General features: G+C 27.9%; 9 protein-coding genes, 1 tRNA gene and 1 other RNA gene. 3 read left to right on the forward strand and 8 right to left on the reverse strand.

The window, feature by feature from the left end; all coding sequences use genetic code 11:
• Positions 1-848 precede the first annotated feature (848 nt).
• The 3 genes from cutA to EDL80_RS01810 all read right to left on the reverse strand — a co-directional run bounded on the left by cutA (position 849) and on the right by EDL80_RS01810 (position 4,548).
• On the reverse strand, positions 849-1,169 hold the full coding sequence (gene cutA, locus EDL80_RS01800) for a divalent-cation tolerance protein CutA (protein ID WP_158406502.1): 321 nt from the start codon (positions 1,167-1,169) through the stop codon (positions 849-851).
• Positions 1,170-1,290: 121 nt separating this feature from the next.
• Positions 1,291-3,777 (reverse strand): response regulator, encoded by a 2,487-nt coding sequence (locus EDL80_RS01805; protein WP_158406503.1) that lies wholly within the window; start codon positions 3,775-3,777, stop codon positions 1,291-1,293.
• 111 nt (positions 3,778-3,888) lie between these two features.
• Positions 3,889-4,548: an O-methyltransferase gene (locus EDL80_RS01810; protein ID WP_158406504.1), complete on the reverse strand. Its 660-nt coding sequence runs from the start codon at positions 4,546-4,548 to the stop codon at positions 3,889-3,891.
• A 244-nt stretch (positions 4,549-4,792) separates the two neighbouring features.
• On the opposite strand from EDL80_RS01810, the gene EDL80_RS01815 reads away from it, so the two are divergent.
• The 3 genes from EDL80_RS01815 (at position 4,793) to topA (ending at position 9,990) form a co-directional block, all read left to right on the forward strand.
• Complete coding sequence (locus EDL80_RS01815) at positions 4,793-5,077, forward strand: DUF2671 domain-containing protein (RefSeq protein WP_158406505.1); 285 nt, start codon at positions 4,793-4,795, stop codon at positions 5,075-5,077.
• A gap of 132 nt (positions 5,078-5,209) precedes the next feature.
• Positions 5,210-6,607 (forward strand): NAD(P)H-hydrate dehydratase, encoded by a 1,398-nt coding sequence (locus tag EDL80_RS01820; RefSeq protein ID WP_158406506.1) that lies wholly within the window; start codon positions 5,210-5,212, stop codon positions 6,605-6,607.
• Between the two features lie 923 nt (positions 6,608-7,530).
• Positions 7,531-9,990, forward strand: coding sequence for a type I DNA topoisomerase (gene topA, locus EDL80_RS01825; protein ID WP_158406507.1), 2,460 nt, complete (start codon positions 7,531-7,533; stop codon positions 9,988-9,990).
• 207 nt (positions 9,991-10,197) lie between these two features.
• Here the strand turns inward: topA and EDL80_RS01830 are convergent, their stop codons facing one another.
• The 5 genes from EDL80_RS01830 to EDL80_RS01850 form a co-directional block, all read right to left on the reverse strand.
• The gene (locus tag EDL80_RS01830; protein WP_158406508.1) at positions 10,198-10,536 is read right to left on the reverse strand and encodes a DUF2793 domain-containing protein; all 339 of its coding nucleotides are present in this window, start codon (positions 10,534-10,536) and stop codon (positions 10,198-10,200) included.
• A gap of 240 nt (positions 10,537-10,776) precedes the next feature.
• Positions 10,777-11,241: a ClpXP protease specificity-enhancing factor SspB gene (locus EDL80_RS01835; RefSeq protein WP_158406509.1), complete on the reverse strand. Its 465-nt coding sequence runs from the start codon at positions 11,239-11,241 to the stop codon at positions 10,777-10,779.
• 24 nt (positions 11,242-11,265) lie between these two features.
• Positions 11,266-11,594, reverse strand: a transfer-messenger RNA (tmRNA) gene (ssrA, locus tag EDL80_RS01840).
• 84 nt (positions 11,595-11,678) lie between these two features.
• Positions 11,679-11,751 (reverse strand) — tRNA-Asn (locus EDL80_RS01845).
• Positions 11,752-12,970: 1,219 nt separating this feature from the next.
• Positions 12,971-13,345: a holo-[acyl-carrier-protein] synthase gene (locus EDL80_RS01850; RefSeq protein WP_158406510.1), complete on the reverse strand. Its 375-nt coding sequence runs from the start codon at positions 13,343-13,345 to the stop codon at positions 12,971-12,973.
• Between the last annotated feature and the right edge of the window lies 1 nt (position 13,346).

Below are 13,346 nucleotides of genomic sequence, written 5' to 3' on the forward strand. Positions count from 1 at the left end.
CTAATTATTTAGTAATATTTTGTATGCAGTGTTCTGTTATTATCTAAAGCTAATATTATTTATGTAATTAATCCATGTATATTTAAAGTAAAAAGGTATATTTTTATTTGTAAAACTATAGTGAAATAGCTTTAAATTATTAAAGTATAACTTAAAGTAAAGCTTGTTACTTATTGTAAATTAAGTGTAATTAAAATACATTTTGCAAGTTAAGTAATACAAATTTTCTTAGAATAATTAATGTCTTTTGTAATTTTATCAAATTAATGTTTGTGTAGAGAATTAACGGTCAAAACATGAAATTAAATGAAGCAAGATTTAAATTTATTTATGCTTAACTTGCAATAGTTACTAATTTATATGTTGTTCAGTTAAATTGAATAAATTAATTTTACTAAGGTTGTGTAAGTATCTGTTCTATAATAGGTTATATAAGTTTATAATACAGTAGTTGTAGTAATATTTTATTGTTAATTTCTACAGTATATTCAATCTCTTATAAGGTTAAATTAAGTTTTTACTTTTATATATTATTGTGTATCTTTATAGTTGCTTGTTTTATCAGTAGTTTTTATTTTGAATGTACTAAATTTATTCATCTTAATAGTAGTTTTATATTGTGTACTTGATGATTTTAGTGTCAAAAAGTATAAATAATACAGTAAGAATCAAAAATTGTTATCATGGGTTGTTTTAGTGTTAATTGAAACTCTTGTTGTGGTATGTATAAATTAATTATAGTGGCTTTTATAGTGTTTTTATGTTGTAAATATATATTTATTGCTAATATTTAAATACGGTATGGTTCATATGTTTTGTGTAATATCTTTTTCTTGTAAAAAATGTTGTTAAGATTTGATATAGTCGTTTACCCAATGTAAAAACTTATCATTTGTATTTGTGGGATCTATAGTAATAATTGCAGGTGTATCGTAAGGATGAATTTCATGTATCTTATCAGTAGTTTCTTGGACTAAGTTTTTTGTTGTTTTTAATATAATAACGTATTCTGCAGTATTGTGTACTTCATTTTCCCAAGAATATATTGATGTAACATTATTAAATATATTAGCACATGCTATTAACTTATGCTCTAAAAGAGTCTTGCTTATATTATAAGCATCTTCGTAGTTAGAGGTTGTAGTATAAATTAGAGAAATATTATCCATGAGTATGTTTTTATTGAATTAGGGTTTTATATAATTATTAAGATAGAAATAAAATACCTTAGAGTGTAATAATACCATATAATTCCTATCTAACCTTATACGCAGTTTATATTAAGTATTTTCATTTATGTAAAGTTTTCTCTAGTATTTGTGATACTTTATCTGTTAGTTGTTTTAGTGTAAAAGGTTTGGAGAGAAAATTGATTTTACTTGCATCAATGTTACTATGTTTGTTAAATACTTCTTCGGCATATCCAGAAATAAAAATCACTTTAATATTTGGTTGAATTTTTAATATTTGATCTATTATTTCCGGTCCACTGATCTTAGGCATAACTACATCGCTGATTACTATATCTATGTGTTGACTTTTTATGATTTCTAGTGCCTTATCTCCACAATTTATGTCTATTACGTTAAATCCTTTTTTAATCAGTGCTTTTGTTGCAAATATACGTACTGGATCTTCATCTTCGATTAATAAAATATTTTTGGTTGTATTATTAATTTCTGATGTTACAGTACCTAGGTCTTCTTCTTGACTAGATTCTGGATTAATGTAGTTGTTGTTATGTAGTAAATGTACTGTTGGAATAAGGATAATAAAAGTGGTTCCTATATTTATTGTACTTGTAACATATATATATCCATCTGTTTGTTTTACAATTCCATATACTGTTGATAACCCTAACCCAATACCATCTGTTGTTTTTTTTGTGGAAAAAAATGGATCGAATATTTTCTTCATCACTTTTTCTTCCATACCGTGTCCTGTATCTGATATTTCTATTGCAACATATTCTCCATCTTCTATTTGTTCTTTATCTGGTGAAAACATGTCCTTAAGTAATACCTTTAAGGCATCTGTCTTTATGTTATAAGTTTTTATGGTGAGTTGTCCTCCGGTTTCCATTGAAGATCTTGCATTAACTACTAAATTGATAATTACTTGTTCTAGTTGGCATAAATCTGCTTTTATTAAATTGATATTTTGTTCATATTGAATTTTGAGTTCTATGCTTTCATTGATCAGTCTTTTGATCATGTGTATTAGATCTGCTATGATATTATTGATGTCGAGAATTTTTGGCTGTAAAGTTTGTTTCCTTGAAAATGCTAATAATTGTTTGATTAAATTTGTAGCTCGATTAGCATTTTGTTTTATTTGCATTATGTCTGAAAATGAAGGATCTGCTGAGGAGTGTTTTATCAGTAGTAAATCACAAAATCCTATTATTGCAGTTAGGATATTGTTAAAATCGTGTGCTATTCCTCCTGCAAGTTGACCAATAGCCTGCATTTTTTGTGATTGTTCTAATTGTATCTCTAAATTTTTGCGATCTTTGCTATCAATAATATAGCATATAATTAGCATGTCATTGTTATGTATAAATTTATTAAAATAAATTTTAACATAGGAACTATTATGTAATTGTGCTTCTAGTGATAAGTCTTTTACAATATTGTTTTGTAAGTATTTTTTTATTTTTTTATTGTATGAGGGTAGTACGTAATCATAGATATAATCTTTATTATACTTAACTAAACTTTTGAATGTATTATTAGACTTGATAATTTTACCATCTGTATTGCACTGTAAGATAGCTATAGGTGCTTCCATAAAACATGGATGTAAATGATAGTCATGAATACCAGGGTTTATTGGTGTTAAAAATCCATAAATATAACTTTGGTTGTTTTTATCGTAAAATGCAACTTGTGATATGTATGCTTTAAATTTTACTCCTGTAGCTGTTGATAAGTTTACTATATTACTGTCTACAATTTTATCTTTATTGTCGCTTTTTGTTAAAAAGTTAGCAAATGTTGCGCCGTTTTCTATAAAGTCTAATTCTAGCATTTTTAAAAAGCTATTATTTCCATGTAATATTACTCCTCTACTATTTAACAAATAAGCTCCTACACAGTGTTTCTGAATTAGTCTTTCATATACTTGCTCTTTACTGATTTTTACAGCTTTTAATACAAAATATTCTTGTGGTCTTGCTATAGGAGTAAAGAATAAGTTTGTAATTTTTGTACAGTTGATTTCTATTTCTGGGTTTTCTACTATTGGATCTAATATTAGTGTAAAGTTAGAAGTTTTATTTTTTGTATTGAGTGAAAAGTAAGTGTGGATAGATGATTTGTTTTTTAAGGCATTTGTAAATGACTCAATCTCTTGGTCGCTTATGTTTCCTAGCCTTAATATGCTAAGTAAGTCTAGAGTTTTATTCTGGTTTTTGATAAACCTATCATAGAATCTTGCATCTGCGTAAACAATACTCCCATCGTTTTTTATAATCAAGCAGAATTCCGTATTGTGGTTTAAAGCATTTGCGAAAATCATGTTTTGATATTCTATAGAAGCTATGATACGTAAGTATTGTTTCAGTTGAATCGATATTGCTAATATGCTTATGCTAGTGAATATACAGTTGATTATTATATTAATATAACTGTCGTATATATTAAAAATGTATAAGGATAATATGAATAACAATGGAATTATCAAAAATATAGACAACTTAGCTACTGATAATCCATATCTTCTTACTACAAAATCAACTTTATTGTGTATTGTATTATCAGTGTGTCTCTTTTTCATTTAGAAATATTTAAAATTATATGATACATTATATGTAATGTATACAAGATTGCCATATAATCTGTATTAATCAACAGAGTAATAATAATATAGTTAATATTTTTTGAAATATTAGAACAGTTTTAGTGCTATTGTCATTCCTTCTTCTGTGGGGAGTAGAGTTGTAAGGTATTTATTTTTATTGGATAATCTTTTATTGAAGGTACACATAGTATCTACTGTATTTTTTGATACTTTTTTTCTAATATTGTCTGCATCATAAACATTACCAAAGAGTAAGGTATTATCTGCGACGATTATACCGTTCTTTTTTATATTTACTTCTGCCCAGTCTAGATAGTTGCAATATTCTGACTTTTTTGCATCTATAAATATCATGTCAAATGGTGACATAGTAGTTAATTGTTCTAATGCTGCTATAGCAGTATTATTAATGACTGTTACTTTATGAGATAAATGATGTTTTTTTAAGTTGTTTTGTGCTTGTTGTACACTTATGGCATCTTGTTCTATAGTATATATGTGTCCATTTTCTGGTAGAGCCTTAGCCATGCATATTGCAGAAAACCCTATAAATGTTCCAACTTCAATTATAGATGTTATATTGTTCATTTTTATTAGTAGTTGTAATATCTGTCCTTCGGTAGGACTAAGTTGCATAGGTAATGTATCATTATTCATTAATTGACTTGTTAATGTGAGTTTTATGTCTGTAATTGAAAATAGATCGTGTATGTATTGTGATTTTTTATTTAATGTTTTACTGCGCATAATAATGATTTTCTAAAAATAAAATTTAATATATTTTACTATATCATTTTATTTTGTAATGTTATTTAAGTTTTTATTCAATTGTTAATACATACTAAGTGATAATAAAATCACACTTTTTTTTAAAAATGTGGTATATCGATAATTTTTTGTATCGTTTTGCTATGATTATATGATACAATTAACATTATTAAATGGTTATAAAAACTAATAATATAGTTAATGTGGTGAGGTAGTAATAGCAATGAGTTTTTACACGCATGATGTAATAAAGAAACAAGTATCAGAAACTTTTAATAAAACAGGTAATAATACTTATTCTGTTCTTAATGATCCAGCATATCGTGATAGATATAGAGAAAAATTCCTAGAAGCTCAGAAAAAGGGTATGGATATGGTGGTATACTATGATGGTACTATAGCATTAATAGAAAATAAGATTGCAATGTACCAATACGGTTGGCATAAAAAAAGGCGAGAGTTTGAGCGTATTAAATTTGCTGCAGAAACAAAGAAAAAAGGAAGTTAGATTAATTCTAATAGAGTGATTAAGAAATTCTTAATATAAGTGTTATTAATAAAAAAGTTTATGTAAGATTATTCTTGAAGTTTGACTGCTCAGCATGTTATTGTAAAACCTTAATATTAAGGAATAGCAACTATGGTAATTTTGAATGCTAGGCAGGTATTTGCCTTTGAAAAGCAATGTACTATTTCTGTTGCTGATCTTATTCAAAATGCTGGCAGAGCTGTAAGTAATGTGGTAATTAATCTATTTCAAAAACAAGGTGTTACTATATTAGCTGGCCCAGGTAATAATGGGAAGGACGGTGTTGTTGTTGCAAAAACTTTAAGGGGTTTTGGATGGCCAGTAACATTAATGTTATACAACTGTAGTGTTGATACAGGTGAAGATTGGGTAGTTTCATTAACTTATGATAATATTGTTAATTGTAAGAATGATATAATTGTTGATGCAGTATTTGGGATAGGTTTATCACGTTGTGTGGGTAATGATTTATCCGAAATATTTAATTTTATTAATTCTTCTAATAAAAAAGTTATTGCAGTTGACATTCCTAGTGGAATAAATTGTGATACTGGTCAAGTTATGGGTTGTGCTTTACGTGCTGATATTACTGTAACTTTTTCTGTGTTAAAAATAGGGCATGTTTTATTTCCAGGTTGTGATTATTCAGGAAGGGTTCATATTGTTGATGTTGGCATTGACATTGATAGTACTACAATTACAGTAAAAAAAAATACTCCGGTTTTGTGGAAGAGTGAAATACCTAGATTAACATATGCTTCTAATAAATATAGTCGTGGATATACATTAGTATGTTCAGTAGGTAATAAATCAATAGGTGCTTCAAAGCTTGCTGCAATGTCTGCGTTAAAAGTTGGGTCTGGTATTGTTACTATAGCATGTGATAATGTTGCTATGGAATTATATGCAGCTTGTTTAACATCGGTAATGTATAAGCTTTATGATGATGTAATTGATGATGATAGAGTGACATCTATTTTAATAGGGCCAGGTTGTGGAATCAGTGATATAACAAAACAAAGAGTAATTAACGTTTTAGAGAAAAGAAATTGTGTTTTAGATGCTGATGCTATTTCTGTGTTTTCTGGTTCATCAGATATTCTATTTTCGTACATAAAAAATAATGTGATTATGACTCCACACGAGGGAGAGTTTAAGCGCATATTTCCATTTCTAACTGGTACTAAAGTAGATATGGTACGGGAAGCGGCAAATATATCTCAAGCAATTATAGTTTTGAAAGGTGCTGATACTGTCATTGGAGATCCTAGTGGTAATATTGTAATTACTAATCCTCCATTTACTTTAGCTACTGCAGGAAGTGGTGATGTGTTATCTGGAATTATTGCTGGATTATTGTCTTGTGGTATGAGTCCGTTTAATGCTGCATGTTGTGGAGTATGGATACATGCAGAATGTGCAAAAAGTTATGGTATGGGGTTAATTGCAGATGATATAATATTGCAAATATCAACCGTATTAAGAAGCTTATTATATCGGAATTATTGATTTTTGGGTTTTTTTAGTTATTGATAAATTTTAGTATTATTATATGTATAAAGGAGTTGGTTTGTATATTATTACTAATTGTGTTTTCTATAGTAATTCTAGTTTAAGTATATAGTGTGTGGTTGTGCTAAAAAAATAAGTTATTTAGTTTAAATTTGTGTGTTGTTTTATTGTAGGTTAGTTTTTAGTAATATTTTACTATAAGTGTAAGTTTTCTTGGTAATTAGTATTCATATGTGTTAGTGTGTTTTGTGATAATACATATATATGATGGTTAGTTACATAATGGTTAGTTTAGATTATTTTAGATAGTACTTGTAGGATATGATTGACTATATTTCTAGTGTGTTGATAATCTCTTTTTATACTTGAGCGTAATCAATTATTATAGTATGTACTGCTTCTTTTTATAGGTGAAAAAGTAGTTGTATATTATTTAGTGATGTAACCTTCTAGAGAATACGTTAAGTCTTGATAGTTGTTTTCTAAAATACTAAGTTTTAGTATTAGTAATTCTAGTATCATATATTTCTTATGCATGAGTTGATATTATGAGTAATCGTTTTATTATGTATTGGTTTAGCTTTTTTCAATTATTTTGAAGTATTTAATAACTTTTATGTGTTATTGTTATTTTTTATATGGTGAATAGTAGTTTATTATTGAAATCAATAAATGATTACCAATAAACAATTATAATGCTTGTAAAATAGAAAAAAAATACTAAATATATGTGATGGAATATAATATTTGAGTGTTTTTTAGGTATTTATGTAGTATACCTTGTTTATTATTGTTGTGTATGCTTATGTAATCAGTTTAAAATTCTTTTCAAAGTTATCATTTTATAATATTAATCTCTTTTTTTTCATGTGTAGATAAGCAATATTATTATTTTTTTGGTAGTGACTTTAGGTATGTGAATGAGTTTGATTATAGTAGAATCTCCGTCTAAGGCGAAGACTATAAGTAAGTATTTAGGTAATAAGTATAAGGTTGTTGCATCATTTGGACATATTAGGGATTTTCCTGCAAAGAGTGGTTCTGTTGATCCTGATAAAGATTTTGCTATGACTTATGAGATTATCGCTAAGTCAGAAAAATATGTAAGCAAATTGATTCAAGTAGCTAATAAGGAAACAAAGGAAATCTATCTTGCAACTGATCCAGATCGTGAGGGTGAAGCAATAGCTTGGCATATTGTGGAAGTGTTGAAGGAAAAAAATGCTATTAATGATAATATTGTAATTAATAGGATGGTATTTAATGAAATTACAAAGAATGCAATACTTGCATCTATAAAGAATCCAAGAAATATCAATATGGATCTTGTGTATGCACAGCAAGCACGTAGAGTTTTAGATTATTTAGTTGGTTTTACTTTATCTCCTTTATTGTGGAGAAAACTTCCTGGAAGTAAATCTGCTGGTAGGGTACAGTCTGTTGCTTTGAGATTGATATGTGATAGAGAAAGTGAAATTGAGAAATTTGTTACTCAAGAATATTGGGATATTGAGGCTAAGTTTCAAAACATAGAAGGGGAAGAATTTTCTGCATTTTTGAAATGTTATTCTGGTAATAAGTTGGACAAATTTGATATCAAGAATGAGGAAGATGCTAATAGGTTATCAGAAGAAATTAAAGCACGTACTTATTCTGTTAGTAGTGTAGAAAAAAAGCATACAAAGCGTAATCCTTACCCTCCTTTTATTACATCAAGTTTACAGCAGGAAGCATCGACTAAACTTGGTTTTTCAGCGAAAAGTACTATGCTAATTGCACAAAAACTTTATGAGGGTGTTGATATTGGAGGTGAAATTGTTGGATTAATTACTTATATGAGAACAGATGGAGTATATATTTCAGATGAGGCGGTGGAACATATCAGAAGTGTTATCTCATCTATGTTTGGTAAAGAATATTTGCCAGATTCTCCTCGTAAGTATGTTAAAAAGGTGAAAAATGCTCAAGAAGCACATGAAGCAATAAGACCAACTAATATTACAATTACTCCTGATAGTTTAGTCAATTATTTAACACCAGAACAATTGAAGCTTTATGATCTTATTTGGAAGAGAACAGTTGCTAGTCAAATGAACTCTGCTGTGTTAGATCAGGTGGCTGTAGAATTAAGTTCTGCAGATGGAGTAGTGATTTTACGTGCAGTAGGATCTTCTTTGTCTTTTGATGGATTTTATAGAGTGTATGGTCATGATGATGATCATAAAAATACTATGTTACCATTACTTAATGAGAATGATAATTGTTCTTTGAATGATGTGATACCTAATCAACATTTTACGAATCCTCCTGCAAGATATAGTGAAGCAAGTCTGGTAAAAAAAATGGAAGAAATAGGAATAGGGAGACCTTCTACTTATGCTTCAATTATCTCTGTACTGCAAGATCGGCAATATGTTTTACTGAACCAGAAAAGGTTTGTTCCTACTGAAAGGGGAAGAGTTGTAAATATATTTCTTGTTAATTTTTTTAACCGTTACGTAGAATATGATTTTACGGCAGATCTTGAGGAAAAACTGGATCTTATTTCTAATGGAAAAATTGGTTGGAAGGAAGTTTTACATCAGTTTTGGTTTTTGTTTATTGATAATGTTGATTCAGTAAAGAAACTAGAATTTGCAGAAATATTAAATGTTATAAACTCTGAAATGGCAAGTCATATCTTTCGTTCTGATATTTCTGAAGTTGATAAAATGTGTCCTGTGTGTAATACTGGTAAATTGAGTCTTAATATTAGTAAAAATGGTATCTTTTTGGGATGCTCTGAGTATCCAGAATGTAAGTATACAAAGAATATAGGAGATGATGTTGTAGATAATACAGAAGTTTCTCAGTATCCTAAAGTGTTAGGTATTGATACTGTAACTGGGCAGGAGATATACTTAAAGAAAGGTCCATATGGTATTTACTTACAGATTGGTAATGATAAGGGTGGTAAGCGTGCTGCACTTCCAAAAGATATAGATCCTAACTTATTAGATTTAAAGATGGCAGAACAAATATTGAGCTTACCTATAAGTTTAGGTGTACATCCAGAGACTAATCATGAAATTAAACTAGGACTTGGTAGATTTGGAGCGTATATATTCTATGAAGGTAAGTATTTTTCAATAAAAAAATTTGAAGGTAACTTTTTAGATATTACTCTTGAACATGCTATTAATATTATTGAAAAGAATCGTACTAATGGAGTTATTAGATCTTTAGGTATGAGCCAAGATAATAAAGAAGTGTTTTTGTGTAAAGGGAGATATGGCTTTTATTTAAAGTATGATAACTTAAACATTGCTATAAAAAAAGGTATCGATGTTGAACAACTTTCTTTATCTGATGCTCTTAAATTGATATCTGAAAAATTGTAGAGTTATAATGCTTTATAGATAGTATTTTTATAAATAAATGTCAGACAAAATTAAGAAGCTATTTCTATCTGTAAAAGACAGGTATGTTTTAATAATATAAATTATTATATAACATGATATTTTGTATATATTGATAAGTTTTATAAGTATGTTTATAAATGATGAATCTAATTAATATTTCCATTAATGTTATATATGTAGTATAGCTTATGTAGGTATCCATTCTTGATTGTTGTATGTATACAGTTTGTTTTTGTTTTTTATCCATAAAGTTAATCCCGTTTTTGGTTGTATAAAGTACCATTGATTAATGTAGTAGTACGTTAGATATCCTTCCTTATTTTTCCATTCTTGTATTGTTGGCTCAGGTCCAATAATATACATATCTCCTGATGATATTTCTTTTACTGGAGTATTACATTGTAATGCTAATATGCAGTTATTCATCAGCATATCTATTTTTACTAATGCTTCGTTGACAGTGATTTCTTTATGTGTTTGATTATGCATAACCAAATCGAATTTAAGATTTATAGAGTGAGTCATAATTTTTCCTGGGTAAAAATGATAATATTAAAATACTTTTCGTAATTTAAGGCTTTGATTATTTGTTAATGATTTTTTATGTAATAATGGTAAGTGTAACTGGATCTAGAGTTGTATTTGTTATGAACATGTTTACAGTATTATGTATGAAAAAAGTTTACTTGAAACTGACTAGTATTTAAGAGTACTATACAACTGTACATAATATAATATTTAATAAGAATTACGAAGCAAAAAAGTTTACTTTTTTAAAAATGTATCTATAAAAATTATATTATCTTGATTGTTATGCTGATGATTTTGAGAAATATCTTCATCATTACTATTGTTGTCTTCTTCTATTGTATCGCTAACATATGGCTTTAGATCTAATGAAAAACCTTGATAAGCATCTACATATTTTGTAATGGAGCAGTACGGTATGATTACTGTTTCTTCTTTACCATTAAAACTGAGTATTACACTAATATAATTATCATACGTGCATAGGTGCCTAAATTGATGTTGTAATACTACTGTTATTTCATCGGGATAACTCTTTTTTACGTGGTCTGGTAATGTGACTCCTTTTTGTTGAGTTAGAAAGGATACAATAATGTGTACGTTACTGCAATTTTCTGGCTTAGCTATAACAGTTATAGCATCCTTAATCACCTTACACATGGCATTGTGCATTAATTTTTGATAATTTACTACGTTATTCATAAACCAATCTTAACATAAACAAAATAGGGGGTTTTTCTGTTACCCGGGAAACCCCCTTAAAAACCGTGCTAATCATAAAACTAAGCAGCTACTAAGTTAGCAGCGCTACTATTATCATTAGCAGAAACGAAATTATCGTTTGCACTTATAAGTTTGATCATTTTAGACGGCTGTTTTCTCACCGAGCAAAAGCTATCCCCTTTACTATGCATGTCGATCCTGTTTCATCCCCATAACAGTGGAGATGCCGAGTACTGCCCTCGGGTCCAATACATTTATTCTAAGATGCATTTATTGCCATAGTGCAAAAGCACAGCTGTATTCTATTATTATATTATTGATAAGTCAATATATTATCTATCTATAGATATAAAGAGAGCAGACGTTAGCAAGAGTATCACTAAAGACGTATTATACAACGGTAAAATTTTACAATGCTCCCCGGGCCGGATTCGAACCAGCGACCCATTGGTTAACAGCCAATTGCTCTACCAGCTGAGCTACCGAGGAAAAAAGCATATACAATATACACAGTGTATCTTTTATGTGCAATAAAAATCTGATAATAATTATTTTGTATATGTTGAATGTTTTGAACATATAACTATCTGGTTGTTGTTGTACATAAAATGAACCTAATGCAGTGTTGATAAGAGGTAGAAAATCTTGAATTAATGGAGATGACTGATTGTATAACTTATGTAATTTAGATAATACGAAATGAATATAGAACCAGAAGTGAAAATATCTTTTAGGTTATGAACGTATTAGCTATTAATAGATGGTGGTAGTATAGAAATTATCACTGACATTTTTAAGTAGGATTATATTCTAGTATAGATGTCATCTTTTTTATGTATTAGCATTTAATTGTGGAGTTGTTATCGTTATATTTGTTTTATATATTATTATAGTACTTATTTTATATTGAAAGCTTTAGTAATATGTAATTTGTTTATCCGGCTATCCCGTAGGATCTTATTTTTGATTATAATTAATTGTCATATTTTTTATATGTTAGGTATAGATTATTTATAAGTTTTAAGAATATCTAAGTTAGTCTTATATATTAACTCTCTTTAATATAGCATTATTAACTCACAATCTGCTAGATCTCCAGCAACTGCAACAATTTTGTTTCCAAAACTCTTGGAAATTTTTTCTGAAATCTTATGGAATGCTTCTTCCCATGTTACTAGTAATAGCTGTACATTTTTTTCTTATATAATGTTGATTATGTATGATATAGAAAAAAATTATCTTTTTTTAAGAAGTGTTGTTTTATTATTAAGTTGGATATTTAGTAGTATATAAACTTATTTTATGTGTAGCTCTGTTGAAATAACTTAGCAATAGCTAAGTGCTAATTTTCTTTGGTTTATGGTGTATTTTAATTTAAGTATATAAGTTTTTAAGAAAAGATTTTTTATTATTTAAAATTTAGAAAATTAGTTAGTATATGATTTAATAATCAATACGTATTTTTTTATTCAATGCTGTTTTTTGACTATTGGCTTTTTGTTTAGACTGTTAAAGTACTAATTGATTTAAAAGAGAAATTTGTATAATCTAACTTGTAAAGTATATAAGGATTGTAATTAGTTTACAGTGATTAACAGATATTATTTAAAGTTATACTTTAATACTATTTAAGTATTGATATTTTGGCGTAGCAAGTTGACTAAGGTTTTTATAAACAAAAAATATCTTTTCTTGCTTTAAAAGATGGTTATTGTAATTCTTTATGTATTATTATGAAAGCAATGGCATAGTCTGTATCATCACTAAGAGATAATTCAATTTTGTAATTGATACTACTATTGTTAATACTGACTTTTGGTTTACCATCTAAGGTATTATATATTGTAATGTCGGACATCTTTATAGCTTTTCCAAATCCTGTTCCTAGTGCTTTGACATATGCTTCTTTTGCGGCAAATCTTTTTGCAAAATGTCTTATTTTTCCATTTAAACTTGTATATCTATTGCTATCCTTAATTTCTTCTTCTGAAAATACTCGTGTAAGAAATTTTGTGCCAAATTTTTTCCATAAATTTAATATACGTGGAATATAAACTATATCTGTACCAATCCCTACTATCATT

The sequence above is a fragment of the Ehrlichia ruminantium genome (assembly GCF_009728835.1).
Lineage (GTDB): Bacteria > Pseudomonadota > Alphaproteobacteria > Rickettsiales > Anaplasmataceae > Ehrlichia > Ehrlichia ruminantium_B.